This window comes from Flexivirga aerilata (assembly GCF_013002715.1).
Lineage (GTDB): Bacteria > Actinomycetota > Actinomycetes > Actinomycetales > Dermatophilaceae > Flexivirga > Flexivirga aerilata.
The window spans coordinates 1-25,829 of record NZ_JABENB010000003.1 but is presented as its reverse complement, the minus strand read 5'-3'; the positions used below and the strand labels follow the sequence as shown (position 1 = coordinate 25,829).

Sequence of the window (25,829 nt, the reverse complement as noted above, 5' to 3'; positions counted from 1 at the left end):
GGCCGGTGGCGTGCACGCGCAGTGCACGCCACCGGCCCTCCCGAAAGGACACCCATCCATGAGCACCACTACGCCCGACACCGCCGCCGACACCCGTGACGAGGTGTGCGCCTTCCTCAAAGTCCGGTTCGCCGGGGAGCGACGATTCGTGTTCGTCACCCCGTCATACGGCACCACACGTTTGAAGTTCCACGCGGCGATGATCCCGACCCGCGCACGCGCCATTGCCGCCGCCGAGGCTCAGCTGGAGCACGCGTCGGAGTACGGCATCGAGGCCGTCGCGGTCATGCAAGGAGGGCGGCGCGTGTTTCACCGGCTGGCCGCGACCGCGAAGGAGGCAACACGATGAGCGTGCGCTACGAATGGATGCGCGCCCGCACGGCCAGCACCGAGGTTGTGACTGCCGGGTGCGAACTCGGCACGGAGGTCGTCGACGCACCCCTCGCGCTGCTGCTCGCGTGCGATGAGGTGACCGTCATCGAGGGCAGCGGCGAGGAGCTCCAGGAGCTGCTGAACCGCGCACTGGACCAGGTCCGCGCGGCGACCGGTGACCCCTCATGAGCGCGGCCCCCGCAACCCCGTCCGACACGCCTTCCGCGTTCACCTATGCCCGGTGGCGGCACGGCGGCTGGTACGTCCTCGAAGTGCGCTACCCCAACGGCGCGATTGGCTGCGTCAGTCGCAACTACCCGGACCGCAAATGGCGCATCGTCTGCGACCGGCGACCGGGCGACATCACCTACCGGTCCCGCGACGCGGCCGCGCGCGCCGAGTACCAGCTAGCCCGCGCACAGCATGCCGACACATCGACCGCGAATTCGTCTGCCCCTGTGGACAACTCAACTCAGTAGAGTAGAAAAACTAGAATTGAGTTTGTCAGGACAGAGAACCACCCGAGAGGAACCACTCATGGCTCACCAGATCGAAACCCACGGCGACCAGGCCGCTGCGGTCTTCGCGCGCAAGGACGCGTGGCACCGGCTCGGCACCGTCGTGCGCGACCGCGCGTTCACCGCCGAAGAAGCGATGACGCTCGGCCACCTGGGCAATTGGAACGTCCGCAAGGTGCCGCTCACCGCGACCGAGATCACCGAGGACGGCGTCACGACGATGGCCGCGCCAGGGTTCGCGACCGTGCGCACCAACCCGTTCACCGAAGAGGCCGAGGCACTTGGCGTCGTCGGCTCCGGATATACGCCCTTGCAGAACGAGGAGCACGCCGCGTTCCTCAACACGTTGTCGCACGAATCCGGCGCAGTCTTCGAGACCGCAGGCTCGCTGCGCGGAGGCCGCCAGGTGTTCGTCACCATGCGGCTACCGGAGTCGCTGAAGGTGGGCGGATCTGATCGCGTCGACCTCAACATTGCCGCCTTGAACAGTCACGACGGGTCGTCGGCGTTCCGCATCGTGATCACGCCCGTGCGCGTGGTGTGCGCGAACACCCAAGCCGCCGCGCTGCGCGACCACGTGTCCAGTTTCAGCATTCGGCACACGGCCAACGTCAAGAGCGCCGTGCAGGAGGCCCGCGACGCCCTGGGGCTGACTCTCGCCTACTGCGAAGAGTTCGAGGCCGAGGCCGAGAAGCTGATCCAGACCACGATGACCGACGCCGAGTTCGACTCGCTGGTGCGTCGCTGCTTCCCCGAACCGTCGTCCGCGTCGGTGCGCACGCGCAACGCGCACCGAGAGCGCAACGCGAAGCTGTCGCACCTGTGGCACGACGCCGAGACGCAGGCCGGCATCCGGGGCACCGCGTGGGCCGGCTACCAGGCGGTCGTGGAGTACATCGACCACTTCTCCCCCGTGCGGGCCGGCAACCGCGACCAGGCGTCCGCTCGCGCGACCCGGTTGCTCACCAGCGACGACCTGACGCGGGTCAAGCGCACCGCGTGGGACGAGCTCGTCCCGGCCTGATCCACCCGAGCAACGGTGACGCCGCGCCGATCCACGCGACGCGGCGTCACCGTCCACCACCACCGCAACCGATCAGCAAGGAGTCACCCTCATGACCACAACCCGACGCGACGGCGTCACCGCCCACCCGGACGGCATCCAGCTGGTGCTGGGCGAGTCCGTCGTTTTCCACGACGGCGACGGCAACGTGTTGACCGCCGCCGTACGCCGTGACGACGACGGCCCGGCGACCGTCGTCGTCGCGGTCGAGGGCGATGTCCTCACCGTCACCCCGCGCACCGCTCGCGCCCTGGCAGCCGCGTTGACCGGCATCGCCAACACCGCCGAGATTGTCGAGTGCCTGCCCGTGTAGTTCCTGCCCTGACAAGACAAGGCGACCGGCTCACCCGAGCCGGTCGCCTTGTCGCGTCTCACCACAGCGCGAGCTGCTCCCCGAACAGCGCCCGCAGCCGCTCCAAGTCGTCGGCGACCTCACGCGGATCCCGACGCGCCATATCGCGTAATTCGCGTGCGCGGCGTCGTGCCCCGCGCGGGTCGCCCAGCGGGGAACCGGTCAACGCGCGACGGGCAACCCACTCGCGCCGGTTCTCGGCCGCCGACGACGCGACGACATGCCCCGGCGCGACTCGCTGACACAGCGGGTTGTCGCACTTGTGACCCAGCACGCGCACCGCGTCGAGTGCGTCGGCGCCGTGGACCAGGCCGAACGCGAACCGATGGGCAACGACCACGCGGTCGTGACCGAACCAGAACCGACCGTGCCCGCGCCCGCTGATCGCACCGGTCCACCAGGCGCACTCAGTGCCCGGAACCTGCACCACCTTGGCCGCATAGCGCGCGACGACTTCAGGGTCCGCCAGTGCCTCAGCCAGCGCGGCCACGCCGCCCGGCCCGAGCCGCCGCGCGCTCACCGGCTCACGACGCCGCCGAGGTGGGCGCGTCCGCGCCGGTGTCCGCGCCAGCGCCGTCGTCCTCCTGTGCGGCCTGGTCGGCGGCATCCGCCGCCACGCGCCGTAGTCGTGCGACTTCGCGCGTGCTCACCTCATCGCCGCACCACTGCACGGCCTCGCGCGCCGAGAGCCGCTCGGTCTCGATCATCTCCGTCAGCGCCTCACCCGCGCGCCGGTCGGCCGCCTCGCGTTCGCGGATCGCGACCAGCACCTTGATCGCGAGGGCCTCCACCCGGCGCTCTCGCTCCGCGCGTTCCTCGCGCCTCTTGGATTGCGCATCCAGCGCCGCTCGCCGAGCTTCCTGCCTGATCGTCTGCTTGCCCATCGATGTGCACCTTTCTCGTGTCGAACCATCGCACCCCCCTAAGACATCCCGACCTCCGTCAGCGGCCACCGCCGACCACCTGAGTTCCCGTCCAGCCAGCCAGCCACGACCCCTCGCCCGTTCCCCCTCCTGAACCTTGGAAGTCGAAGCCCTACACAGCTCTTGCATTCCCGGTTTTTGTTGATTTTTCAATTTGTGACCGCCAGGGCGGATCCCGCCCCTTCGGGAGGTGTGACGATGAGCATTCACAAGCTGACAGCAGGCTCCGGATACGACTATCTGACCCGCCAGGTGGCGGCCATGGACGCCACCGACAAGGGCCACACCGGCCTCGCGTCGTACTACAGCGAAAAGGGCGAGGCCCCCGGCGTCTGGGTGGGGTCCGGGATGGCCGGGATCGACGGCCTGTCCGCCGGAGACGTCGTCACCGCGGAGCAGATGCAGGCTCTGTTCGGTTCCGGGCACCATCCCCTTGCCCATGAACGGCGGGAAGCTCTCCAGGGCCCAGACCTGACGAACGCGGATTACCGAGCGGCGACCCGGCTCGGGGTGCCGTTCAAGGTGTACGAGAACGACGTCTCCACCTACCGGATCGAGGTGGCGAAGCGGCTGGCCGACCTCAACGAGGAGCAGGGACTTCCCAGGGATTGGCCGGTTCCTGCCGAGGACCGAGCCCGGATCCGCACCGAGGTCGGTCGGGAGTTCTTCCGGGCCGAACACGGCCGTGATCCCCAGGACGCTCGCGAGTTGTCCGGCACCATCGCCCAGCACTCACGCCCGAAAACGAAGGCGGTCGCGGGGTTCGACCTGACCTTCAAGCCGGTGAAGAGCGTGGCGGTGCTGTGGGCGTTGGCCGATCCGGCGATCGCCGCTCGGGTCGAGCGCGCGCACCAGTCAGCCATGAAGGACGCTCTCGATTTCATCGAGGAGAACGCGCTGTACTCCAGAGAGGGAACCAACGGAGTCCGCCAGGTCGACGTCAAGGGCTTGGTTGCCACAGCCTTCACTCACCGCGATTCGCGCGCCGGCGAGCCGCTGCTGCACACACATGTGGCCGTCGCGAACAAGGTGCAGACGCTCGGCGGCAAGTGGCTGGCGATCGACGGCAGGGTCTTGTTCAAGGCGACCGTGGCAGCCTCGGAGGTCTACAACAGCTCGTTGGAGCGGCACCTGGCCACCGACCTGGGGGTCGAGTTCGAGGAACGCCCGGACGGCGACCCGCGCAAGCGCCCGGTCCGGGAGTTGGTGGGCGTCGATCCGCGCCTGCGGGAACGGTGGTCGTCTCGTCGTGTGGCGATCGAGGTCCGCCGTGACGAACTCGCCACCGACTTTCAGCGCGCGCACGGCCGGCCGCCGACACCCATCGAAGCGGTTCAGCTATCCCAGCAGGCCACCCTGGAAACTCGCGACCCGAAGCACGAGCCACGCACCCTCGCCGAGCAGCGCGCAACCTGGCGGGAGCAGGCGCGCGAGATCCTCGGCGGCGACAAGGGCATCGCCTCGATGCTCTCGGAAACGTTGGGATCACGCTTCCCAAAAGGCTAAGCCGGTACGCCCGGGTCGACGTCACCAAGACGGCCCGGACGGTCATCACACAGATGGAAAACCGGCGGTCCAACTGGCAGGTCTGGCACGTGCGTGCCGAGGCCGAACGACAGATCCGCGGCGCGGGAGCATCACCCAAGCGCATGCCGGAACTCGTCGACCAGGTGGTCGCCCGTGCCCTGAAGATCTCGGTGTCGATGGCCCGCCCTGAGCGCGACATCATCGAGCCGGAGCCCCAGCGGCGCCGGGACGGGTCCTCGGTCTACACGGTGGCCGGCGCCGACCTGTTTACATCGACCAAGGTGATCGCGGCCGAGAAGCGGCTGGTGGAGGCTGCCAGCCGCACCGATGGGCTCGCCGTCGATGAATCAGCGGTCGATATGGCCCTCATGGAGAGCATTGCCAACGGGGTCACACTCAATGCCGGCCAGACATCGCTGGTGCGTGAGATGGCCACCTCCGGGGCACGCCTCCAGCTGGCGATCGCGCCCGCCGGGTCCGGCAAGACGACCGCCATGCGGGCCTTGTCCGGCGCGTGGATCGAAGGCGGTGGCCAGGTGCTGGGGCTCGCCCCGTCCGCGGCCGCAGCGGCGGCACTGCGGTCCCAGATCGACACCAGTACCGACACCCTGGCCAAGCTCGTGCACGAGCTCACCAGCCGCGACCCGAACGCCCGCACCTGGCTTGACGTCCCGATCAGCGAGAAGAACGAGGCAAAGGCCGCGGGGGCCCGTTGGGATCCGCAGGCCCGCTCCTGGTACGCCCCCGCCGGCGCGAAACAGGTTGCCGAGGGGGCGCCGCTGGCGCCCTGGCGGGTGTCGGCCACCGATATCGGGCCTAAGACGCTGGTCGTGCTCGACGAGGCCGGCATGGCCGACACAATCTCCCTCGATCTGGCAGTCCAGTTCGTCCTCGACCGAGGCGGCAGCGTGCGCTTGATCGGCGACGACCAGCAGTTGGCCGCCATCGGCGCCGGCGGTGTCCTGCGGGACATCCAAACCACCCACGGCGCCTGCCGACTGACCGAACTCGTCCGGTTCGTCGACCCCGCCGAGGGTGCCGCATCCCTCGCGCTGCGCGAAGGTCGGCCCGAGTCGCTCGGGTTCTATCTGGATCGGGACCGGGTCCACGTCGGTGACCTGGCGACCATGACCGAGGACGTGTTCGGGGCGTGGCAAGCCGACCGCGGCAAGGGTCTGGACTCCATCATGCTCGCGCCGACCCGCGAGCTGGTCAGCGAACTCAACCAACGCGCCCGCGCGCACCGACTCGAGGGCGCCGGTGACGACGCCGTCGACGACCCCGGCGAACAGGGGCCGACGGTGCGCCTGGCGGACGGCAACCTGGCCAGCGTCGGCGAACTGATCATCACCCGCTCCAACGATCGCCGGCTGCGGTCATCCTCGACCGATTGGGTGAAGAACGGCGACCGCTGGAGCGTGCTCGAGATCGACGACGGCCAGCTGCGGGTGCAGCACACCCAGAGCGGCCGGCTGGTGACCCTGCCGGCGGACTACGTCAGCAAGAACACCGAGCTGGGCTACGCAACGACGGTGCACACGGCTCAGGGCGTGTCGGTGGACACCATGCACGGGCTCGCCAGCGGTGACGAATCACGGCAGCAGCTGTACACGATGTTGACCCGCGGAAAGCAGTCCAACCACGTGTACCTGGAGGTCGTCGGCGACGGTGACCCGCACAGCGTTATCCGCCCGGAGATGACCCACCCGCTGACCCCGACCGACCTACTCGAGCAGATCCTGGCGCGCGACGACGCACCCCGGTCGGCAACCACCATGCTGCGCGAGCAGAGCGAGCCGGCGACGCTGCTCGGTCAGGCAACGCAGCGTTACCTCGATGCCCTGTACACCGCGGCCGAGCATCAGTTGGGCACGGAGAAGGTCGCCGCTTTGGAAGCGGATGTCGAGCGTGTGGTCCCCGACGTCACCGAGCAGCCCGCCTGGCCGGCGTTGCGCGCCCACCTGATCCTCACCAGCGCTCACGGCGTCGACCCGATCGTGCAGCTGCGCGCGGCCGCCGAGTCTCGTGAGCTCGACACAGCCGGCGACACCGCTGCGGTGCTGGACTGGCGGCTGGACGACACCGGCCTGCGTGGCGGCGGCCGAGGACCGCTGCCGTGGATCCCCGGCGTGCCTTCGTCCCTGTCCGAGAACACGGTGTGGGGCTCCTACCTGGTCCAGCGGGCCGCGAAGGTCACCGACCTGGCAGCCACTGTTCGTGAGGAATCAGCCACCGGTACGACGCCGAGCTGGGCATCCGCCGGTGCCGGCCGGCCCGCCGATGCGGTGCTGGGCGACGTGGCGGTATGGCGGGCCGCGATGCTCGTCGACGACGCCGACCGGCGTCCCACCGGTCGGGCGCAGATGCAGAAGGCGGCCGCGATCTGGCAGCGCAAGCTGAATGAGCGGCTCGTCGGCGACCGTGCGCCCGCGATGGAGGAATGGGGCCCGCAGATCGCCGCTGCCTCCCGTGCCACCGGCAGCGACCCGTTCGCGCCGATCCTGGCCGAACGGCTCGCTGCGATGGCCCGCTCCGGGGTCGACGCCGCCGGCATGCTGCGGCGTGCTGCCGCGACGGGCGCCCTGCCCGACGATCACTCCGCTGCCGCGTTGTGGTGGCGCATCAGTCGTCACCTGTCCCCGGCGGTCGCCGAACAGGTCGACAAGGACCGCCACGTTGAGGCCGGCTGGACGCCGCGCCTGCCGGAGCTGCTGGGTCAGGACCGCGCAGGCGAAGTGCAGGCCAGCCCGTGGTGGCCCACCCTGGTCACCACCGTGGACCGCGCGCTTCAGCGCGGGTGGTCGGTCGAAGACTTGTTCCGCAGTGAAGCAGCACAGCCGCTGGAGCCTGGCGACGATCCCTGCCAGGCCTTGATCTGGCGGTTGTCCGTTGCGATGGACCCCGTCCCCGACGAGCATTACGACGCCTACCCCGACGAGGACGAGGACCTGTGGGAACACGTCCCGTTGCCCGACGATGCCGTCGTGATGTTGCCCCCCGACGTCACCGTCGATCAGCACCCGCCGCTCGAGGACGAACCACCGCCGGACCTGGTGGACGAGATCGACGAGGACGACCTGGAGCGGCAGCTGCTCCTGGCCGAGCTGCGCCGTGATGCCCTCGGACCGCTGGAGATCTCCGACGAACAGATGGACCGGTCCGCCGACCGTGCGATGCGGTTCGCGAGCAGCCCGGTCAGCAACGACCGGATCGCGCACATCAACACGCTCACCCTCGCGTATTACCGCCAGCAGCTGCCCGGGTCGTGGGGCGCACAGCACCTGGTCGACCGGTTCGGCGACGATCTCGCCGCGGATGAACGATTCCGGCCCGGCTTCGCCCCGCCGGGGTGGGAGCGCCTGGTCAAGCACCTGCGCACCTTGGGCGTCAGCGACGAGGAAATGGTCGCGGCCGGTGTCGCGAAACGGAACGAGTCGACCGGGCGGATCCGCGACCACTTCGTCAATCGCCTGGTCTTGCCGATCGTCCACCGTCGCGACGGCTGGGAGAACTTCGAGCCCGTGCCCTTCGCCGGCGGCGATGTCGTCCTGGGCTTCGTAGGACGCCGGCACCCCGACCTCACGGACAAGGACAAGAGCGGCCCGAAATACCTCAACAGTCCGACCACCTCACTGTTCGCCATGGGTGCGCAGTTGTATGTCGCGGGCAACGATCTCTACGAGAACGGCGCGCGGCCCGTGCTCGTCGAGGGTCCGATGGACGCCATCGCGATCACCCTCGCCTCGGCGGGGCAGCTGGTCGGGGTCGCCCCGCTGGGCACCTCCCTCACCGAGGAACAGTCCCAGCAGCTCGCTGCGATCCGGGAACACTTTGGCGCGGGCACCGCCTCCGATCTTGACTCCTCCGCGACAGAGTTCGACCCGTGGCTGATCGTCGCCACGGACAACGACGAGAACCTGTCCGGACAGGTAGCCGCCGAGCGCGACTACTGGCTCCTGGCCCCCCACGACCTGGACTCCGGCCACGCCACATTCCCGTCCGGTCTCGACCCGGCCGACATGTACACGCTGCGCGGGCCGGCCGCGCTGCGTGAGGCGCTCAAGCAGCCGAACGCGCTGGCCAATTCGCTGCTGGAAGAGCGGCTGACCAACCTGCCTCCGGGCCAGGCCCGCACGGCCGGGGCACAGATCATCGCTGCCCGCCCGGCCCGGCACTGGCAGGACGGGACGACACGTATCTCCGACCGGCTGCACATCAGCACCGCTATGGCACAGCGCGACTTGATCCCGGCCGCCGACTCCTGGGTGGGCGATCGCCGCCAGGCGGCGCGCACCCAGCTCGACCAGGTTGCGGAGGTGCGAGATCGCATGAAGCAGGCCGCGCAGCTGCCACCGCACGAACGGTGGGCCGGTCTCGCCGGCGAACTCGACCCTCGACTCCCCCGGCAGGCCGACTGGCCGGCGTTGGCGCAGATGCTCGACCAGGCAGCCGCCGAAGGGCACGACGTGCCGGCAGTCGCGCGCCAGCTGGTCGCTGAACGTCCGTTGGCCGAGCAGCCAGCCCAGGACCTGCGCTACCGCCTGGTCGCGACGCTCGACGTCCAGGTCGACACCGGCGGACCAGTTTCCGGCACACCTCAGTCGGGTGCTGCGCAGGAGCGGCGCGCACCGACCACGGCACCGACCGATCGCCCGGTCGGTCCTCGCCGATGACCAGCCCTGCCGTCGTCGAGCAGGTTGCGGCGCTGCGGGCCCGGCTGCTCGAGCCAGGCAACGTCCAGCAACTGCGCATCACGGCACTTCGCGACGACCTGATCGTGATCGCCTTGCTACAAGTTCCGAAGCCGTTGCGCCGTAACGGCATTGGGACTCAGACTCTTTGCGAACTGACGGCGGCCGCCGATCGTCACGGCTGGATTCTCGCGGGCACCCCGGACACCTCATTCGGTTCGTCCCGTGCCGGCCTCGACCGGCTGTATCGGCGGTTTGGGTTCACGTCCAACCATGGCCGGCACGCCGACTTCACGATCTCCGAGAGCCTCGTACGCACACCCCAGCGGATGTCTACGACCTCCACCAGCAGCGACCGCGGCCCGTCGACTGACCTGGATCGCGCCGAGGCCCAGCAGGTCAGCAGGCGTCGAGATCCGTCCCGGCCGGATCCGGCACCGAACATGACCGTTCGCCTGCGCGCACCCCGGCGCTGAGGAACTACACGTAGCGCGCCGGAGGCTGTGGATGACGCAACGGCGCGAGCTGCCAATTCCCGTACCGTCAGCGCCATGGACACCGCAGGTTTCACCGTGGCCGCGGCACTGGTCGGCGCACTCACCGGGGTCCTGAGCGTCCGCAACCTACGCACCCTGCGGTACCGCTACGACCACGAAGCTGTTCTCCCGCAGCCGTCCTCGGCGGCATGGGTGCTGCCGACTGCCGTGATAGCTGCCACGGCCCTGGGCCTGCGGTTGTCACCCGACCGGCCGTGGGCGTTGCTGTTACTGGCGCCATTGGCCGTCACCGGGCCGTGGCTCGCCGCGGTCGACCTGGACGTGCACCGGCTGCCGGATCGCGTGCTCGGACCGGTTGCAGTCGCCTCCCTAATCGCGGTCGTCGTTGTCTCGGCCACGACGCACCGGCTCCAGGTGCCGGTCCTGGGTGGAGTCGGCCTCGTCCTGGCCGGCGGCTGCTACCTCACGTTGCACCTGGTCGGCGGTGGCGCGGTCGGACTCGGCGACGTCAAGCTCGCGGCCGTCCTGGGTCTCGCCCTCGGGGCTGTCGGCCTTGGTGTGCTGTGGTGGGCGATGTTGCTGTCCTCGTTGTTGTGCCTGGCGTGGGTCGCGGTCACACGGCGCGGCAAACCCAGCAGCACTCGGATCGCGTTCGGACCGTGGATGCTGCTGGGCTCACTCATCGCCGTGGCGGTCTTCGCGCCCTGATCTTCGACTACTCCGGTTGAGGACCCTCGGGTAAATCGCCCAGCTCGCCGGTGTCCAGGTTGACCGACGCCAGCCGGGGGCGGCTCTCCTCCGCGACCTTGTGCTCGATCCTGCGGCCGAGTGCGGTCGTGCGAACGTCGGCGGCGTAGGTCTCCTGCCGCTCGTGCACCGACTGGTCGCTTGTGAACCGGGCATACCGGCCGCGGCCCGGCCAGCCTTGGTGCCCGTCCTCGCAGTGATCTTTGAGCCGGTTGCGCATCCGGTCGGCGAACGCCGGCAGCGCGTAGCGGTGCCATTCCTCCATCGCGTTGCTGTCGAAGGCAAGGCCCGCGCGGCGACGTTGGTCCGCCAGCACCGCGATCTCGTGCACCAGATGAGGGTGTTGAGGCCAACAGGGAGGGATCGCCCCGGTCACGTCCCAGGTGTACTCCCGATTGAGCCAGCTGACGACTTCCTCCAGCCACTCCCACAGCTGTTCGCGCAATTCGGGTCGCCGACACGTCGGCGGATCCCACGGCCGAGGCAGCATGTGCAACGGTCCGAGAGCCTTGACCTGGTCCTTGTCGCCGTTGGCGGCGATGCTGAGCTCCCGGTAGGCCAGCCGCACCATGCTGCCGCCTTCCGGGAAGGGTCGCACCATCGAGGCGACCTGGGGTTCGCGCGCGGCGTCGGTATTCACTGCTGACTCCTGTCAACGGTCAGGCCCCGGCGCTTGGCTTCCACCAGGGCTGCGGTTGTGCGGGCTTCGGGTGTGATGGCCTTGCTGCGGACGGCCGCCAAAGAGACCCGCAGCTTGTCCTGTTCGGCCAGCAGTTGCTTACCTGCGGCTCCGTCGATGGACCGATGCAAGCGGGCGATGATCGGCTTGCCGTTCTCGGCGATCACCAGGGCATGCCGCTCCTCCAACTGCCGGATCTCCTCCGGCCGCAGGATCGCGATGTCCTCCCCCGAGGTGGTGCGCCCGCCCATCTGCCCGGTCTGCCAGCTGGTGCGTGAGACCCGGACCATGCCGACCAGGTCGGAGATCTCTTGGTTGAACGCCACGTCCTTGGAGCCGCCGAACATGATCAGCGTGTTGGTCAACCCGAACAACGCTCGGGCATCGTTCTCACCGAAGATCGAGGACAGCTGTCGCCAGGTCTGCGCCGCGTAGATGAACGACAACCCCAGGGCTCGTTCGTTGGCCATTCGGGTCCGCAGTGTCGGCAGCGGCGCTGTTGACGGCAGCTCGTCCAGGCAGGCCAGGAATGGTGGGCACAACCTGCCCCACGGTGTGTTGTTGGCCGCCAGTAGCGACATATCGAGGACATGCTCGGCGACCGCGGTCATCAGCGGCGATGCGCTGGCGTACGGGTCTTCGCGGCCGAGCAGGTAGATCGTCCCGCCCTGCTGGATGACCTTGGCGATGTCGGTTGCCGGCCGGCCTTCTCCGGGCACGCACCGGCGGCGGATGTCCTGCTGGAAGAACAGGCTCATCGCTTGCTGCACCGTGGTGATGGTGTTGCCGGCGGTGCGATCGTCGCCGTTCAACGCCCCGTGCAGTAGTCCGTGCCAGAACGGCGCTGCGTGTGGGTGCTCGCGCAAGATCTCGGTCGGGTCGGTGGTGCTCTGCGGATTCGCCACCCACCGCAGCACGTCTTCCAGGGTCCTGCCACTCAGTGCGGCAGCGTGGAAATAGGCCTGGAGGACCTTGGCCGCCTCGGCGGCGTAGAACCGGGCGGCGTCATCGCCCTGTCCTCCCTGGATGGCTCCTTTGACGGTGCCGGCGGTGAACGCTTTGGCTCGGCGTTCAGCGATCATCGAGTCGACGCAGCCGGCGATCGGGTCGAAGATCAGCTCGTCCAGTCCGCTGGCCAGCCCGAAGGGGTCGAGCACCACGCACGGTCGCCCGTCCCGCCGCCGGGCGGTCAGGCTCAGTAGGAGGTCGTCGAGCTTGGTCAGTGTGACCAACGCCCCACCGGGTGCGCCGAGTAGCGCTGGGATCAGCAGATCGAGGGTTTTACCGGAGCCCTGGGGTCCGATCACGCCGGCGGTACGGTCCCATGGCTGCCACAGCTCGCCACCGCGTGGCTCGTGCGCCGTGCCGATCTTCCAGCCGACCTCGGCCGGGTCTACCCGTAACGCCCTCATCGGCTGCTCCTCTTGCCGTACAGGTCCGGTCGGATCACCGGCGCGACCTCCCGCAGCCGCGACCGGCCCAGTAGTTGCTCGGCCTCGCCACGGCTGGCCATTCCGCGTAGTCGGTTCGGTCCCCAGCGGTCCATCCCAGCTTTCACGCCCCAGCCTGCGGCCACGATCAGGCCCAGTTCGACGACGATCACGCACGCCCACAACAGATGCACGCCGGCGCCGTGGCCTGCGCCAGTGAGGCCGCTATCGGCGTGGCCGCCCAGGACACCGGGCAAGCTACTGAACAGCTCGGCTCTGGGTGCCCACGTCCAACCGTCCCCCGACAACAGGTTCGCGATCGCTCGACCCAGCTGCACGCCGAGCGATAACACGACCAAGATGGCCACCGTGATCGCGAACGGGATCTCCCACGTCCACGGGACGGGGTCGCGGCGACGAGCTTTCTGCATGACTCCTCCTAGATCGGTTCACCAACCCGAAGGGCGTTCAAGGGCCTCCGGCGGTCACCGGGATCGCATGAAGTCGGCGTCAGGCAGCGCTTGAATCACTGTCGTCTGGCCCGTGTCGCCTTGCTGGCGCAGGACTTCGAGCAGAACCGGCGCCGCCGAGCACTCGTGAGCGGGCAAAACTGAGCACCGCACCACCGGCAGACGACTACGGTGCCGAGCCGGGCACGGCCCGGGCGGGCGCGGCTGGCCGCGAGTCCCGCAGGCGACATGCCGGCACCGGCGCCCAGCCGTGCTGCCGTCGCGGCGGCGGGATCGCGCGCGTCAACGAAGCGGCCGTTGGTGCCGTAGTTCCGGCGGCCGTTGGCTCGGATCGTTGCGAGGGTGTCGCTGGCGACGAGACCTCTGCTGCGCGCGAGGCCGTGCGCCTGGCGGTACTCGGCGGCGGTGATGCCGTGACTCTTCCAGGCGTGCAGGCCGAGGTGGGTGAGCCGCCGACCGCATTCATGGCAGAGCAGCCCGTCCGCGTCCTCGTCGAGGATGCCGAACTGACCATGCCCGTCCGGGTCGCCGAGCGCGCCGCTCATGCACGTCATCGTGCCAGCTGGCACCAGCACCGATACGGCGCTTGGAATGACGCGCAGAGCCGCCCGATGGCCTGTCTGCCTGACGAGCTCCGCGTGTGGTTCGCCGCTACGATCGGGTCCAGGATGAACCTCAATTCCTTCCTTCCGTTCGGGGCTTGCCCCGAACAGACCCGCAGGTGCTCCAACACACCTGCGGGGCAGCCCAGGAGTAGATCAGTTCCCGGCGGCGAGGTATTTGTCAATCACCTGCTGGGCGATGCGGCCACGAGGTGAGACCTCGATCTTGTGGGCCTTCGCCCACGCACGCACTGCGGCGTTGTCGACGCCCGTCGGCACTGCCCGTGTCGGTCGAGCGGTCTTGCGCCCCGTCTGCGAGCGGCGGGCAACCTGGATGAACGGTGCCAGGTTGTCGCGCAGTTCGGCGGCGTGCGCAGCGCTCAAGTCGATCTCGTACTGCCTTCCGTCGAGCCCGACCTGCACGGTTTCGTCGGCCGGCGATCCGTCGATGTCGTCCTCAAGGATGATCTGCACCCGCTGCATCGGGAAGGCCTCTCTACTGATCGGTGATGGTCGATCTCACGGTAGGTCACAACCCGGCCGGTGCTGCGGAACTGAACGGCCACGCTGCCGCCGATCAGTGCGGCGGCTCCACCGGCCGACGTGTCGTCGGCCCGCCCACTACTAACTAACTACAACTATTTACATTGTGTGTTTGCCGCTATCCGCGATGTCACCTACCCGCCACACCTGGAAGATGTGCTTGTTCTTCATGTCATGCGAGTAGTCGGTCATCGCGACTCCGATTTTCGGGTTCTGCGCACCTATCGCTTGGTGTGTGGCGGGGTTAAAGACCATTTCGACGTGGCCGATGGCGTTGGGGCCGAGGTAGCTGTCGAAGAAGATCAGGTCGCCGGGCTTGGCATCGCTGGGTGACACCCGGAATCCGTTCCCGGACGCCAGCCACTTCTGCTGCACTTGGGCGGTCCTGGGCATGGTGATACCTATCTGTCGGTATGCCGCCGAGGCGAAGCTGGAGCAGTCCCAGGTGTGTGGTCCGTTGGCCCCCATCACGTAGTTGTCACCTAGGTGGTTCTTGGCCCAGGTGAGCAGTTTCTTCACTCGTTTGCTCTTCAGCGGCGGCAGGTCTGGGTTCCCGTTGCCCTTCCCGGTACCGCACTCGGTGGGGTCCCCTTGCACGGTGCCGCCACCGTATTTGGCGGCGTAGTACAGCACGTCGTTGACGTACCACTGGGCGTGGTTGTATCCGAAGATTGCCCTTTTGACGCCTGCTGCTCCGCCGGTGGTCACTCCGAGCTTTGTCAGATAGTTCGCCGCCGTCATGATGGAATCGGCGTTGTTGTCGATGTCGGCTTTGCCGTCGCCGTCGCCGTCGACCCCGTATGTCGCCCAGGTCGAGGGCATGAACTGCATCAGCCCCTGGGCCCCGGCTGAGCTCACCCCCAGATTGAATCCGTGCGAGGTCTCTTCCATGCCGATTCCGGCCAGCAGGGTCCACGGCAATTTGTAGTGCTTGGCGGCCTTCACGTAGAACGCCTTGATCGCGCTGGGGATGACGATGGGCGGGTTGTGCAGCGACGCCTTCCGTGGCTTCCCGGGCGGCGGCAGCGGGAAACCGATCCCGCCTTCGCCGCCGGGGTCGCCCGGAGGAGTCTTCTTCGGCGGGGGCGGTGCGACGCGCTGCCCGTTCAGGGGTGCGCCGTGCTGGCTCATGAACGGCACGGGGTTGATGTACTTGCCGTTCTCTGTGACGCCGAAGTGCAGGTGGTTGCCGGTCGAGTTTCCTGTCGACCCTTCCAGCCCAAGGCGCTGCCCGATGGTGACCTTCGATCCGACCTTGATCTTCGCGTCGAGCTTGGCCATGTGGCCGTAGGTCGTCGAGACCCCGGAGCCGTTGTCGAGTACGACGGCGTTCCCCAATCCGCTGTAGGGGCCCGCGACTTTGACTGTGCCGGCCGCGGCGGCGAGCACCGACCCCGGCTTGGGGAGCATCGCGATGTCGACGCCTTCGTGGTAGGTGGAACCAATACCGCCACCTGGTGACGTCCGGTGGCCAAACCCAGAGGTGATGACGTACTTCTGCGCCGTCGGCGCACGCCATGGGCCGGTCGCGACCGTCGAACCCGACTGGCATTCCTGCGCTTTGAGCTCTTCCCCGGCGGCTGGGGAAGACACCACGACGATCATCACGGCTGCCGCGAGGGGTGCGGCCACCATGAGGGCCAAGACCATCGCGAGACCGATGACGACCTTCTTCATGGGCTCAGGCCGCCGACTCGATCGCCTCGTTGGTGAAGGTCAACTCCCGCTCGAGCGGGTGCAGCACCGTCTGCACTTTGTACATCTGCTCGCCGACCACCCACAGGCCTCGACCCTTGCCTTGCATGCCCCAGCCGGTGATCAGGGAGCGGGCGATGGGTCCAAGGCCGAGGAGCTGTTCGAGTTCGTCGCCGATCGCGTTGTCTTGGCCCATCAGGATTTTGATGTCTGCCAGGTGCATGAGGTCTTTGGCGATCGCGACGGCTTGCGATCCCTGGTCGCCCGCCGACATCGGGTCTGACGGCTTGTGGGCGTTGGCCCACTGGATGTCGCCGTCAGTGCGGGAGAGCCGTAGATCCGCGTCATACGCCTTGACGGCCTCAGGGCCGAGGCGGAATTGCTTCCAGATCTCGTCGCGGACCACAACTCGCAGGTCTCCGGGGTCGGCCATTTCGCGCATGCCGCGCCCCCACGATCCGATGCAGGTCAGCGCGATGCCCATCGCGTCATCGCCGAGCGGTTCGAGCCGACGCAGGCTCAGGCTCTGGATCGGTGCTTTCCAGTCGACGTCGATCGTGGTGTGGGCATCGAACATTCCGGCCAATGCACCGGAGACCAGCTGACCGAGGGCGTTGCGCAGCAACCGTGTCTCGTCGAGGAAGTGACGCTCCGAGCTGTAGCGGCATTCAGCGATCAGTTCTTCGGTCGGGTTGTGCAGCAGGTACCACAGTTCCGGGATGGTGGTTTCCCGCAGCCGCGATGCGCCGGCGCTGTATCCAGTGAGCACGCGCAATGCGTTCTCGACGACGTTGCCTTCGTCCGGGCCGAAGGGCACGCGGTCTTCGCCGATGCGTTGGGAGCCGACGAGCCCGCGGACCAGGGTGAGCCATCGCCCGAAGATGATCGGGGCACGTCGCTGGGCTTCCTCGGCGGACAGCTTCTCCCACCCCTGGCCCAGCGGACCGAATGCCAGCGGATTGATTCGTGCGGGCATTCCGGGGCCGATCGCAAACGGCTCCACTCCCAGGGCCTGGCAGAGCTTCTCGTATTCGTCTTTCGGGTCGCCCAGGATCAGCGTGCGGTAGCCGAAGTCCATCATCCGCAGGCAGAAGGCCTTGGTGTTGCCGGACTTTCCACGGCCTGGTTTGCCGAACTGCATGATGTTGGGGTTGGTGACCGGGACCTCGTCGTCCAGGACCCATCCGAGTGGGTCGGCGAAGAACGAGCCGCCGCTGAGCTGGTCGATACCCATCTGCGCGCCGGTGGGCGGCAGACCCGGGGTTGCCACGAAGGGCCACAGGACCGGCGCCTGGTCCGATGTCATCCGCCAAGCGGTCACGGGTGCCTTGGCTGGCGCCCAGCCTCGGCCGCGACGTTTGGCTCCGCCACGTGAGGCGTAGTGGAACAGCCGCGGGTCTTTCGGGGTCGGCACCGGTGCGGGGACCCGTGGCAGTTCGTGCCCGAAGTCGTGGAGCAGGCGGGCCATATCGCGGCCGTCTTTGCGGCGTGGTTTCATCATCGCTTCTGCTCCTGAATCGATTGCGCGAGAACGGTTTTGAGGGTTGCTCCCTTGCCGTGTTTGATTCGGCCGCAGCGGCGTTGATCGTGCAGCTCGTGTCGTCGAGTCGGGCCGCTGCGCGTGTTCGGTGCAGGCCTCATGCGTCCCCCTGCCGGGAGAGGCTGATGCCGAGCGGGACGGTCGAGGCGGCGAAGGCCGCGTCCTGGGCGACGTCGAGACGCAGCGGGGCGAACCCTGCTCGGCGGACCGAGGCGTCCAGCCGACGCCCGTACTCGCTGATCCGTGCGGTCTTGGGTGCCGTCACGGTGCACACGGCGTACGGGCGGATCAGCGCGTTGCCGCGGGCGAGTTTGGTGTCCAAGCCGCGAACCTTGGCAGCTTCGTTGCGCTGTCGGGCGCGCGCTTTCACCTTGGCTTTGCTCCGCAGCGCGTCGGCAACGTCGGCCTTCCACTCGGAGTTTCCTTGTTGCCGATCTGCCTTGGCCTGCCGCACGATCGGGTAGCAGACCATGAAGCTGCGCCGCTCCCCTGGTTCGCCGGGCGTCAACACCGGCGCCAGGGCTCCCATCACGGCGCCCTTGGTCGGCAGCTTGATGGTGCTCGACACGGAGTTCCACGCGTCGTGGCTGTAGTGCCGCATCGCGGCGTCGGCGCCAGAGGGCCCCGCCATCGCCCAGGGGACGTCGGTGTTCACGTCGGTGTTGCGTTCTCGAGCTGCCAGGGCGTCGACGACGCTTGCCCGATCACCCGGGGCGAACCCGGTGCGGCATGCCAGCGCCAGTTCCGGGGATGTCAGCCAGGCCACGTTGGTCATCGCCATGCCGCCGCGCAGCTGGGCCTCGATTTCGGCCATCAGGCTGTACAGGACGCGGCATCGCCCGTCCAGCCCGCCGCCGGTCTCCTTGGCTTCACCCTTCAGCCGCGACTCCGCGACGACGATGGTGCAGAACGCCTCGGTGCGCACGCCCGCTGCGGACAGGCCGGCCTGGAGCTCGTCATTGACCTGTCGCGCCAACGTTGGCCCGTTGCGGCGGTGCCGTTCGACGTACAGGTCTCGCTCGGCACCATCGTCGGGCACCGTGCGAATGAGGAAGATGATCTCTTCGACGAGTTCGGTCCGCATCGCGGTGTCCAGCAGGTCACTGAGCCCCGTCCCCTGCTGGAGCCGTGCGGCCGCCTCTTTCAGGCCGATCCCGGGATGCACGACCGAAGCGGTGACTGCCCATGTCTTGGTGGCGTGGTCCTGGATCACGGCGATCCGAGCCAGCGATGGACCCGAAGGCGGGCCGTCGTGGATCTGCACGGCCTGGATGACTCCGGGCAAGTCGGCGTCGTCGAGGTTGTCGATCTCTCCGGTGACCGCCTTGCTCCGGAACCGTGTCCAGCCCAAGAGCCCGCCGACCGCCGACCGCGTCAGCGCCCCGAACCATCCGACTGCCGAGCGGCCGCGCACCGGCGTCACGGTGACGACGAACAGCACCACCCACAGCAGCGTGAACAGGCCGAGCGAGGCCCACGCGCCCTTGGACAGGGCCCAGCACGGTGGCAGCACCGCGACGGCGAGAGTCCCGGCCTGCCATCCGGACAGCCCGAAGAACCAGCCGATCCGATCGCGTGAGTAGTCGTTGTAGATCGATGCCATTTCAGTTCGCTCCTTCTTCGCTCACACCGCAACGACGGCCGCTTCGCTGGCGCCGCCTCCTGCTGCTCCACCGCCGGCGCCGCCGGATCCGCCAGGCGCGCCGCCCTTCGGACCACCGCCGCCTTGGCCGCCGCCCTTCGACCCGCCGCCTTGGCCGCCTTGTTGGCCGCCGCCTTCGCCGCCCGCCGGGGACGTATTGGGTGGCATGGGTGGTGTCGGCATCTCGGGTCCCTGCGTGGCCTGCCCGGGGTTGGTCGGGCCCTGTTCGCCGTCGGCGCCTTGCCCGGTGGTCGGGTCGTTCTGGGTCGAACTCGAGGGGTCGTTGGGACCCGCACCCTGCCCGTTGTCGCCGCCGCCGTCGCCGTCCTTGTGACGGTCCGGGTTCTCGTCCTTGCCGCCGTTGCTGTTGCCGCTGCCCTTTTGCTGCTTCCCGCCACTGAAGTCCGGGTAGTAGTTGTTGTGCCCGACACCCATTTGGTTCGTCAGATCGGCGCCGATCGCGGCGCCCCGGGTGCCGACGGTCTGCATCGCGCCAAGGCCCTTGGACGCTGCTCCGCCGATGGCTCCACCGACACTGCCGAGCATGCCGCCCGCGGACTGGAGCATGCCGCCCTCGGCCTTGTTGAAGCGGGACGAGGTCGCGTCTTCGCCGGATGCTTCTCCCTGGGAGGTGCCGTTCTCGTCCGAGCTCGACGCAGCACTGGACCCCGCATCCTCGGCTCCCCCGCCGCCGCTGAGGAGACCTTGCAGTCCGCCCTGGGCGTCGAGGCCGGCGCGGAGCGCGGCTCCCGAGGTGGTGCCCGGGTCGACGAACGCGAGCAGCTTGAAGAGAGCGAGCGGGCAAAACGCGGAGATGAGGATCAAGACCACCCCGGGCACGGCGGTGCCGATCGCTTTCTGGGTGGAGTCGGTAAACCCGGTAGCTACGCCGGTGGTCAACTGCACCCCAAGGCCCAGGACAAGCACCATGATGACGGGCGAGAAGGCAGCGGCGATGAACCACCGCAACGACTTCCAGAACCACGGCCGCCCGACGTCAGAGACCAGTCCGGCCGCCGAGATCGGCGTGGTCGTCGACAGGACGAGCAGCGCGCCGGCGCGGGTCAGCATCACCAGCAGGTGCCCGATCGCGGCCAGCCAGAGTAGGCAGCCCATACCGCCAAGGACGGTGGCGACCGTGCCGTCAGTGATGCTCTTGGTGCTGATGTCCTGAAAGGGGCTCCAGTCGGACCACGAGCTGACCTTCAGCAGTGCTGACATCAAGGCGCGTTCCAGCCCGCCAGCCGCAGCGAGCACCATGACGGCGCCGCCGACCCAGCAGGACCATACGAGCGAAAACTGGCCGGTTCCCATGAGGGCGGTGGCGATGCTCTTGCCATCGCGACGGATCGCGGCCACACCGAGCTGGATCATCAGCATCAGCACAACCAGTGATCCGGCGATCCAGAATGTGTACTGATAGACCTGCGATCCGGCTCCGTTCTCACTCAGGTCGGGGGTCAGGAACGCGTCCATGATGTTCAGGACAAGCCGCAGCATCCACAGTCCGGCGTTCCAGAGGCCGAGCATCGCCATCGTCCAGCCGCCCGTCACGACCTTGCCGGCTTCTCCGGCGAGCCAGCTGAACGGGTTGGGGACATGGGGCCAGCCGATTGCGGGGATCACTGGTCGAACCCCTCGTCTGCGCCAGACCAGGTCTTCCAGCCAGCCTTGTTGCTGACATCACTACCTGGCCAGGTCGACGGTGCCGGGTAAGGCGTGGCGCCGGGTGCGATCATCCAGCGGCCGTTATGCCACTGCATGCGTTCGCAGTAGCCGTACCCCATCTGGGCGTCCTGAGTGATGGTGGCGTGCACCTTCACCAGCACACACGCCAAGACCCAGTCCGGCCCGTCGCTGCCCTTGACTTGGGCACCGACAGGAGTGACCACCACCGTGCTCGTGGGGTCGAGAGTGCCGCCCATTTGAGCGTCGCCGAGGAACGTTTGAACGTCCTGTGTCAGTGGCCATTTGGCGACGCTCGGCGCACCGGGCATCGCCCAACTGGCGTGGATGCTGTCGACCTGCGGGATGCTCATGCTTTGCAGTACGACTTGCTCAATGGCGGCCAACTGGCCGACCGCACCCTCCGGAGAGTGCGGAAACCCCGATGGCACTCCCGCCGGCCCCTGTATGGCGCTCTGCGGGATGTTGACCGTCTTTGCTGCCACGGCGGCCGGCGGCGCTGGTTGCGCTGCGTCCTCGTCGACCGTCAGCATCGGCTCGGCCGCGATCGCGTCGCGGTGAGCCTTGCCGGTGGCGTGCGTGCTGGTATGCGACTGTTTCCCGGCCGACCCGGAGTCGCCTTGCCCGCCCGACATCGCGGTGGAGATCGCGAAGTAGATCGCAAATCCCAGACCGAGGATCAGAGCAACCCCGGCTGCGACAACGACCCCGAGCACGAACACCAGGCGACGACGGTCCCAGCCAACGGTTCCATCGAGCTGTGCACTCATGTCACACGCAGCCCTTACCGATGACCGCGTTCAGCATTCCGGGCAGCACCAGGTAGGCGATCGCCGCGCCGAACACGACACAGATGCCGATGATCGACATCTTGCTCGCGTGCGGCATCGAGAAGACGCGACCGGCGACGATGCCGCCGACGCCGACGAGCATCCCCAAGCCCATGAGAGCGATGACGCCCCACATCACGTAGCCGGTGATGTCGTTCATCGCCGTACTGGCGCCTTTCGGCGCCTTCGGGCAGACCTTGGCCGCCAGAGCGACCGCGCGCACACTCGTCTGACTCATCATTGCGGTGTTCCTTTCGTGGAGTCGTCCAGCAGGCGCTGGGCGAGTTGGTCAGCTGCCGACAGCAGCGGCTTGGGAAGCGGGCCCCCGGTGAGCCCGTCGACCGCCAAGGCGGCCTCTTCGGGGATCTCGAACAGCAGCCCCTGCCGTTCCAGGTCACGGGTCACGCGCCCGGCCGTGTGCTCGACGCTCTTGGGCCACTTCTTGCGCCGCGGTCCGAGGACCGCGGCGCACGAGTGGTCGTTGCCGAGCAGGTCGAGTGCCCCCTCGAGGCGGCGTATGCCGGGCACAGTGGCGGTGGTGGTCAACACCACGTGCTTGGCATCACGGACGAAGTCGCCGATCCAGCCCGGAGTGGTCAGGACCTGGCCGAGCTCCCACCCGATGTCCAGCACGGTGAGCGTCACGGGCCGGTCGGGGGTCGACGGGTGCGGGATCTCTTCGGCGGTCGTCAGGACGTCGATGACCCGTTCGAGCAGCACATGGTCACGGCTACCGCGACACCAGGCGCTTTCGTACGCGCCCAGTTCCGCGGTGCTGGCGGCAGCCAGACCGGAGGAGGTGACTGACGCGCACTCCACGACCCGGGAGCCGGCCCCGGCGGCGGTGGCGATCGCGACGGCCAGCGTGGTGGCCCCGGAGGATCCTCCGCACCCGAGGACCGGCAGGACGACCTCGGTGGGGTCGGGCTGCCACGGGCTGGTCGTGCGGGCCCGCTGCGGGTCGCCGGCGGGCTGCGGTGCGGGCCGTGTGGTGTTAGCCCGGAATTCTCCGGCCTGCACCGCCGACCATGCGCGTTTGAGCTCGTCGACGGAGACGGCGGGCCGTTCGGTGAGTACCTGTGTCATGCGGGCTCACCACCGAGGGCTGCCCGGCGAAACTCCAGTGCCGCCCGCAGTTCCGGCGCCGACAGGGTCTTGAGCGCGGCCTTGGCGTGCTGCACCTCGTGCAGGCGTGCCATGCAGCCGTCGAGCTGGCGGATGGCTTCTTCTTCGCGGCCGGCCACATCGAACAAGGCCGCGATGTCTGCGGTGCTGCGTCCAGCCTCGTGCTGGGGTTCTTCTGCCGGGGTTTCCGTCGTCTCGGTCACTGTGATCACCTCGACCGACCTAAGGTGCCGATGGTGGTGCTGGCGGTCACTCATGCCGTCGCCTTCCCGTGTCCGCATGCATCGGTCAGGGCGTCGATGCTGCGGCGGGTGCGGCGGCGCAGTGTCCGCACCGAGATCCCCAGCTGGGTGGCAACCTCTTGGTTCAGGCCGTTGGCCATCAGCCCGGCGCCGCTGCGGCCGGTGCGGTTGATCGCAGTGCGGTCGGCCGCCTCGACCAGGCACAGCAGCAGCGACCGGTCAGCGGGGGTGATGACGTCGTGGTCGCATGCCCACTCCAAAAGTTGGAGGAGTTCCTCGGCGGCCGCGTCGTTCGGCTCGGCCGGTCCCTCCATCCAGAACCAATGGGACGGGTCGACCGGGCTGGTGCGCGACCATGTCGGGTCGCTCCGTTCGAGCTGGGAGTGGGCGCCGCATTCGCGAAGTACCCCGGCGCGGGTGTTCAGCAGGATGTTGGCGGAGACCTTGGTCAGCCGGCGCCACGGGAAGGTGCGCACTTCCAGCCACAGCTGTCCGGCGACGACTTGATCGATCTCCGGGGCGAGCGTGCCCAGCCTGTTCGCCAGTGAGCACACCCCAGGCATCAGCGCCCAGGCGAGGGCGGCGGCCGCCGCGACGTCGTTGCCGCCGTCGGTGGCGGCCAGTTCCGCCAGGCACAGGAGTAGCTGGTCACACTCTTCGGTCGTGTGCTGCCGCAGCCAGGACCGCATGGTCGTGGTGTCGGTGGCGGCACTCAGCCTGGGATGTTGTTCGCACCATGTCGGCCACGCCTGGTCTGCCTGCGCCAGCAGCTCGCTGTTCGAGGAGAGACCGAGGCAGTCTTCAACGCTCATCGCCTGAGTTCCTGTCTGTCGAATCGGACAGACAGAAGGTCCCCAGCGGACGTATCCGGTTACGTGCCTCCAAGAGGGCCGAGCGAGGGGGAACGCCGGAGGAACGTTGCCCGCTACAGCACGTTGACCTGCACAAACACCGCGTTCCCCCTCTTCTCAGAACTTCTTTCCGGACAGGGGCTGCGCCAGAGGTTGGACGCGCACCGGCGGGCGCTGTCGCCCGACCCCGCACCCTTCGCCAGCGATCCCGCGGCGGGGATCTACCCCTTCATCCGGCGGAGCGCACGGAAGGAATCCGATGACATTGGGTGCCGTCCCGGGATTACTGGCGGTCGTCAAACAAGGCGCCCGCCAGGCGCGCCTGCACCGCTCGCGACCCGGTGTCAGGTCGTCGCGACACAATCCACGGCATGAGCTCCTGCGCCGTGAGGCTGACCTATTCCTTCGCACCCGACGTTGCTGGGGCGGTGCCCAGTAGCGAGGAACTGGAGCATCTCGTCACCACGGCACGGGATCTGCGGCGCATGACCGGCTCCGGCAGGCTCTACGAAGACGTGCAGCTGATCGACAGCATGGTGCGCTTCAGCATCCGTCTGGACCCCGCGCCGGGGTACGGCGCTGCGAACATCGCACGCGGTCTGGCCAGCCGCGCGTTCTCTGACGCCAGGACACCGGGAGAGCTTCGCGAGGAGGACTGCGTCTCGGACTGATCCACTCTCGAGCTCCCCCATCTGGGGTTACCCGGTCCGATCAGGACAACGGCTCAGGCGATCATGGCTGCCGCGACCCTAAGGACACCATCGCGATGGGCTTCCCTCCGATGGTTCTCGTCAACTGGACCTGAGGACGCTCACGCTTACGTCGTCCGCGGCGGCAACTGGTCCGGCAGTGGGCAGTCGCCTCGCGGGCCGGACAGCACTCGATACTGCCGCGTCACGCGCAGCAAGTCCGGCGTCCATCGCTCCCCCAGTTGCCGGCAATCGGCGAGGGGCACGTACTCGCCCCGAACGCTCGACCACGTGACCGGTTCCTCAAGCTCCTGGTCGTCGACGACCTGGATCCGCAGATCCTGGGTCCAGGCTGCAAATGCCATCATCCGTTGTCTGTACTTGTCGCGTCGCGTCGGTGACATACGCGACAGGGCTCTGTGGTCGGGTCGAGGGTTGTGAGCGGCGAGTTATCTGGCATCGAGTGTGTCAGCGCCGCCTGAGATCGGGAGACACCGTGGCGACAAGCCAGAGGATATTGACTGGGGACAGCACGACGTGGACGGTGGTCGGTTCTGATCATTACTTGGTGAGGCCTGTTGAGCGATATCTGGAGTTCCTGCGCGCGACAGGGTGTTCACCGAACACGATCAAGGCGTATGCGCGTGGCCTGGCGTTGTGGTGGACGTTCCTCGAAGACCGTGCACAGAGCTGGGAGACCGTTGGCGTGGCCGATGTCGGTTCCTTCGCTCAAGAGGTCCGCCAAGGGCGCGGCCGTGCCCCGGTGGGCGAATCGACCGTCGCGCTGCGGGTGCGGTCAGTGCTGAGTTTCTACCGGTTTCACGCCCACGACGGCGTCACGGTCGCGGACGGCCTCTACGAGAACACCCGGACTCGTCAGCGCGGGTACCTGCCGTTCCTGGAACATATCGCGCGCCGTGATGGTCGCCGTCGAAGCATCGTTCGTGTCCGGGTGGCGAAGCGTGAGGTTCCCATCGTGACTCCCCTTCAGGGGGACTATCGCAATTTCGGTGTTTCTGGTCCGTGACACGCCCCATGGTTGGGGCGGGACCGGAGTAGTAACGCATGACACTGCAGGACGTGAACAACAGCAACGAGGAGCCGGCAGGGACGCG

General features: G+C 68.0%; 27 protein-coding genes. 11 read left to right on the top strand and 16 right to left on the bottom strand.

The genetic code is table 11. From position 1 onward, the window contains the following. The first annotated feature begins 58 nt into the window (after nt 1-58). The 5 genes from HJ588_RS15600 (at nt 59) to HJ588_RS15580 (ending at nt 2,266) form a co-directional block, all read left to right on the top strand. The gene (locus HJ588_RS15600) at nt 59-349 is read left to right on the top strand and encodes a hypothetical protein (RefSeq protein WP_171157366.1); all 291 of its coding nucleotides are present in this window, start codon (nt 59-61) and stop codon (nt 347-349) included. Then, nucleotides 346-561, top strand: coding sequence for a hypothetical protein (locus tag HJ588_RS15595; RefSeq protein ID WP_171157364.1), 216 nt, complete (start codon nt 346-348; stop codon nt 559-561). Before HJ588_RS15600 ends, HJ588_RS15595 begins: the two co-directional genes overlap by 4 nt. Beyond that, nucleotides 558-851, top strand: coding sequence for a hypothetical protein (locus HJ588_RS15590; protein WP_171157362.1), 294 nt, complete (start codon nt 558-560; stop codon nt 849-851). The genes HJ588_RS15595 and HJ588_RS15590 overlap by 4 nt, the downstream gene beginning before the upstream one ends. 58 nt (nt 852-909) lie before the next feature. Beyond that, nucleotides 910-1,914, top strand: a complete 1,005-nt coding sequence (locus HJ588_RS15585) for a DUF932 domain-containing protein (protein ID WP_171157360.1) — start codon at nt 910-912, stop codon at nt 1,912-1,914. A gap of 91 nt (nt 1,915-2,005) precedes the next feature. Next, nucleotides 2,006-2,266 (top strand): hypothetical protein, encoded by a 261-nt coding sequence (locus HJ588_RS15580; protein WP_171157358.1) that lies wholly within the window; start codon nt 2,006-2,008, stop codon nt 2,264-2,266. A gap of 58 nt (nt 2,267-2,324) precedes the next feature. Here HJ588_RS15580 and HJ588_RS15575 read toward each other — a convergent pair whose 3' ends face one another. Together HJ588_RS15575 and HJ588_RS15570 are read right to left on the bottom strand one after the other, a co-directional pair. Beyond that, nucleotides 2,325-2,825 (bottom strand): hypothetical protein, encoded by a 501-nt coding sequence (locus tag HJ588_RS15575; RefSeq protein ID WP_171157355.1) that lies wholly within the window; start codon nt 2,823-2,825, stop codon nt 2,325-2,327. A gap of 4 nt (nt 2,826-2,829) precedes the next feature. After that, nucleotides 2,830-3,189 carry a hypothetical protein gene (locus HJ588_RS15570; RefSeq protein WP_171157353.1) on the bottom strand — a complete coding sequence of 120 codons (360 nt, stop codon included), beginning with the start codon at nt 3,187-3,189 and terminating at the stop codon, nt 2,830-2,832. A 237-nt stretch (nt 3,190-3,426) separates the two neighbouring features. On the opposite strand from HJ588_RS15570, the gene mobF reads away from it, so the two are divergent. From mobF to HJ588_RS15555, 4 genes are all read left to right on the top strand, one after another. Next, entirely contained in the window at nt 3,427-4,734 is a 1,308-nt protein-coding gene (mobF, locus tag HJ588_RS19050; RefSeq protein ID WP_212756095.1) for a MobF family relaxase, read from the top strand. Between the two features lie 53 nt (nt 4,735-4,787). Continuing rightward, nucleotides 4,788-9,428 carry an AAA family ATPase gene (locus HJ588_RS15565; protein ID WP_212756094.1) on the top strand — a complete coding sequence of 1,547 codons (4,641 nt, stop codon included), beginning with the start codon at nt 4,788-4,790 and terminating at the stop codon, nt 9,426-9,428. After that, nucleotides 9,425-9,922 (top strand): hypothetical protein, encoded by a 498-nt coding sequence (locus HJ588_RS15560; RefSeq protein WP_171157351.1) that lies wholly within the window; start codon nt 9,425-9,427, stop codon nt 9,920-9,922. The genes HJ588_RS15565 and HJ588_RS15560 overlap by 4 nt, the downstream gene beginning before the upstream one ends. A 75-nt stretch (nt 9,923-9,997) precedes the next feature. Continuing rightward, complete coding sequence (locus tag HJ588_RS15555) at nt 9,998-10,651, top strand: prepilin peptidase (RefSeq protein ID WP_171157349.1); 654 nt, start codon at nt 9,998-10,000, stop codon at nt 10,649-10,651. A 7-nt stretch (nt 10,652-10,658) separates the two neighbouring features. Here HJ588_RS15555 and HJ588_RS15550 read toward each other — a convergent pair whose 3' ends face one another. From HJ588_RS15550 to HJ588_RS15485, 14 genes are all read right to left on the bottom strand, one after another. Next, nucleotides 10,659-11,330 carry a hypothetical protein gene (locus HJ588_RS15550; RefSeq protein WP_212756093.1) on the bottom strand — a complete coding sequence of 224 codons (672 nt, stop codon included), beginning with the start codon at nt 11,328-11,330 and terminating at the stop codon, nt 10,659-10,661. Then, the gene (locus HJ588_RS15545) at nt 11,327-12,781 is read right to left on the bottom strand and encodes a type IV secretory system conjugative DNA transfer family protein (protein ID WP_171157347.1); all 1,455 of its coding nucleotides are present in this window, start codon (nt 12,779-12,781) and stop codon (nt 11,327-11,329) included. Before HJ588_RS15545 ends, HJ588_RS15550 begins: the two co-directional genes overlap by 4 nt. Beyond that, complete coding sequence (locus HJ588_RS15540) at nt 12,778-13,230, bottom strand: hypothetical protein (RefSeq protein ID WP_171157345.1); 453 nt, start codon at nt 13,228-13,230, stop codon at nt 12,778-12,780. The genes HJ588_RS15545 and HJ588_RS15540 overlap by 4 nt, the downstream gene beginning before the upstream one ends. Nucleotides 13,231-13,325: 95 nt before the next feature. Next, nucleotides 13,326-13,814, bottom strand: coding sequence for a MucR family transcriptional regulator (locus HJ588_RS15535; RefSeq protein WP_171157342.1), 489 nt, complete (start codon nt 13,812-13,814; stop codon nt 13,326-13,328). Nucleotides 13,815-14,027: 213 nt separating this feature from the next. Beyond that, entirely contained in the window at nt 14,028-14,354 is a 327-nt protein-coding gene (locus tag HJ588_RS15530) for a histone-like nucleoid-structuring protein Lsr2 (protein WP_171157339.1), read from the bottom strand. Between the two features lie 159 nt (nt 14,355-14,513). Next, the gene (locus tag HJ588_RS19820) at nt 14,514-16,091 is read right to left on the bottom strand and encodes a peptidoglycan DD-metalloendopeptidase family protein (RefSeq protein ID WP_171157337.1); all 1,578 of its coding nucleotides are present in this window, start codon (nt 16,089-16,091) and stop codon (nt 14,514-14,516) included. Nucleotides 16,092-16,095: 4 nt separating this feature from the next. After that, nucleotides 16,096-17,610 (bottom strand): ATP-binding protein, encoded by a 1,515-nt coding sequence (locus HJ588_RS15520; RefSeq protein WP_171157335.1) that lies wholly within the window; start codon nt 17,608-17,610, stop codon nt 16,096-16,098. 136 nt (nt 17,611-17,746) lie between these two features. Next, on the bottom strand, nt 17,747-19,252 hold the full coding sequence (locus HJ588_RS15515; RefSeq protein ID WP_171157333.1) for an SCO6880 family protein: 1,506 nt from the start codon (nt 19,250-19,252) through the stop codon (nt 17,747-17,749). Between the two features lie 21 nt (nt 19,253-19,273). Next, nucleotides 19,274-20,827: a TrbL/VirB6 family protein gene (locus HJ588_RS15510; RefSeq protein ID WP_171157331.1), complete on the bottom strand. Its 1,554-nt coding sequence runs from the start codon at nt 20,825-20,827 to the stop codon at nt 19,274-19,276. 86 nt (nt 20,828-20,913) lie between these two features. Further along, nucleotides 20,914-21,747 (bottom strand): hypothetical protein, encoded by an 834-nt coding sequence (locus tag HJ588_RS15505; RefSeq protein ID WP_171157329.1) that lies wholly within the window; start codon nt 21,745-21,747, stop codon nt 20,914-20,916. Nucleotide 21,748: 1 nt separating this feature from the next. Next, the gene (locus HJ588_RS15500) at nt 21,749-22,045 is read right to left on the bottom strand and encodes a hypothetical protein (RefSeq protein WP_171158494.1); all 297 of its coding nucleotides are present in this window, start codon (nt 22,043-22,045) and stop codon (nt 21,749-21,751) included. Beyond that, a complete protein-coding gene (locus HJ588_RS15495; protein WP_171157328.1) occupies nt 22,045-22,893 on the bottom strand; it encodes a hypothetical protein in 849 nt (282 codons plus the stop codon). The genes HJ588_RS15500 and HJ588_RS15495 overlap by 1 nt, the downstream gene beginning before the upstream one ends. Beyond that, a complete protein-coding gene (locus HJ588_RS15490) occupies nt 22,890-23,189 on the bottom strand; it encodes a hypothetical protein (protein WP_171157325.1) in 300 nt (99 codons plus the stop codon). Before HJ588_RS15490 ends, HJ588_RS15495 begins: the two co-directional genes overlap by 4 nt. Then, complete coding sequence (locus HJ588_RS15485) at nt 23,186-23,986, bottom strand: hypothetical protein (RefSeq protein WP_171157324.1); 801 nt, start codon at nt 23,984-23,986, stop codon at nt 23,186-23,188. Before HJ588_RS15485 ends, HJ588_RS15490 begins: the two co-directional genes overlap by 4 nt. A gap of 410 nt (nt 23,987-24,396) precedes the next feature. On the opposite strand from HJ588_RS15485, the gene HJ588_RS15480 reads away from it, so the two are divergent. Continuing rightward, nucleotides 24,397-24,696 carry a hypothetical protein gene (locus HJ588_RS15480; protein ID WP_171157322.1) on the top strand — a complete coding sequence of 100 codons (300 nt, stop codon included), beginning with the start codon at nt 24,397-24,399 and terminating at the stop codon, nt 24,694-24,696. 586 nt (nt 24,697-25,282) lie between these two features. Next, nucleotides 25,283-25,741: a site-specific integrase gene (locus HJ588_RS15475; protein ID WP_171157320.1), complete on the top strand. Its 459-nt coding sequence runs from the start codon at nt 25,283-25,285 to the stop codon at nt 25,739-25,741. The last annotated feature ends 88 nt before the right edge of the window (nt 25,742-25,829 follow it).

What these genes read in the sequence shown, in the direction of transcription:
- HJ588_RS15600 (WP_171157366.1), top strand. Translation starts at nt 59, where the DNA reads ATGAGCACCACTACGCCCGACACCGCCGCCGACACCCGTGACGAGGTG.
- HJ588_RS15595 (WP_171157364.1), top strand. Translation starts at nt 346, where the DNA reads ATGAGCGTGCGCTACGAATGGATGCGCGCCCGCACGGCCAGCACCGAG.
- HJ588_RS15590 (WP_171157362.1), top strand. Translation starts at nt 558, where the DNA reads ATGAGCGCGGCCCCCGCAACCCCGTCCGACACGCCTTCCGCGTTCACC.
- HJ588_RS15585 (WP_171157360.1), top strand. Translation starts at nt 910, where the DNA reads ATGGCTCACCAGATCGAAACCCACGGCGACCAGGCCGCTGCGGTCTTC.
- HJ588_RS15580 (WP_171157358.1), top strand. Translation starts at nt 2,006, where the DNA reads ATGACCACAACCCGACGCGACGGCGTCACCGCCCACCCGGACGGCATC.
- HJ588_RS15570 (WP_171157353.1), bottom strand. Translation starts at nt 3,189, where the DNA reads ATGGGCAAGCAGACGATCAGGCAGGAAGCTCGGCGAGCGGCGCTGGAT.
- mobF (WP_212756095.1), top strand. Translation starts at nt 3,427, where the DNA reads ATGAGCATTCACAAGCTGACAGCAGGCTCCGGATACGACTATCTGACC.
- HJ588_RS15565 (WP_212756094.1), top strand. Translation starts at nt 4,788, where the DNA reads ATGGAAAACCGGCGGTCCAACTGGCAGGTCTGGCACGTGCGTGCCGAG.
- HJ588_RS15560 (WP_171157351.1), top strand. Translation starts at nt 9,425, where the DNA reads ATGACCAGCCCTGCCGTCGTCGAGCAGGTTGCGGCGCTGCGGGCCCGG.
- HJ588_RS15555 (WP_171157349.1), top strand. Translation starts at nt 9,998, where the DNA reads ATGGACACCGCAGGTTTCACCGTGGCCGCGGCACTGGTCGGCGCACTC.
- HJ588_RS15545 (WP_171157347.1), bottom strand. Translation starts at nt 12,781, where the DNA reads ATGAGGGCGTTACGGGTAGACCCGGCCGAGGTCGGCTGGAAGATCGGC.
- HJ588_RS15540 (WP_171157345.1), bottom strand. Translation starts at nt 13,230, where the DNA reads ATGCAGAAAGCTCGTCGCCGCGACCCCGTCCCGTGGACGTGGGAGATC.
- HJ588_RS15535 (WP_171157342.1), bottom strand. Translation starts at nt 13,814, where the DNA reads ATGAGCGGCGCGCTCGGCGACCCGGACGGGCATGGTCAGTTCGGCATC.
- HJ588_RS15530 (WP_171157339.1), bottom strand. Translation starts at nt 14,354, where the DNA reads ATGCAGCGGGTGCAGATCATCCTTGAGGACGACATCGACGGATCGCCG.
- HJ588_RS19820 (WP_171157337.1), bottom strand. Translation starts at nt 16,091, where the DNA reads ATGAAGAAGGTCGTCATCGGTCTCGCGATGGTCTTGGCCCTCATGGTG.
- HJ588_RS15520 (WP_171157335.1), bottom strand. Translation starts at nt 17,610, where the DNA reads ATGATGAAACCACGCCGCAAAGACGGCCGCGATATGGCCCGCCTGCTC.
- HJ588_RS15515 (WP_171157333.1), bottom strand. Translation starts at nt 19,252, where the DNA reads ATGGCATCGATCTACAACGACTACTCACGCGATCGGATCGGCTGGTTC.
- HJ588_RS15510 (WP_171157331.1), bottom strand. Translation starts at nt 20,827, where the DNA reads ATGGCGATGCTCGGCCTCTGGAACGCCGGACTGTGGATGCTGCGGCTT.
- HJ588_RS15505 (WP_171157329.1), bottom strand. Translation starts at nt 21,747, where the DNA reads ATGAGTGCACAGCTCGATGGAACCGTTGGCTGGGACCGTCGTCGCCTG.
- HJ588_RS15500 (WP_171158494.1), bottom strand. Translation starts at nt 22,045, where the DNA reads ATGAGTCAGACGAGTGTGCGCGCGGTCGCTCTGGCGGCCAAGGTCTGC.
- HJ588_RS15495 (WP_171157328.1), bottom strand. Translation starts at nt 22,893, where the DNA reads ATGACACAGGTACTCACCGAACGGCCCGCCGTCTCCGTCGACGAGCTC.
- HJ588_RS15490 (WP_171157325.1), bottom strand. Translation starts at nt 23,189, where the DNA reads ATGAGTGACCGCCAGCACCACCATCGGCACCTTAGGTCGGTCGAGGTG.
- HJ588_RS15485 (WP_171157324.1), bottom strand. Translation starts at nt 23,986, where the DNA reads ATGAGCGTTGAAGACTGCCTCGGTCTCTCCTCGAACAGCGAGCTGCTG.
- HJ588_RS15480 (WP_171157322.1), top strand. Translation starts at nt 24,397, where the DNA reads ATGAGCTCCTGCGCCGTGAGGCTGACCTATTCCTTCGCACCCGACGTT.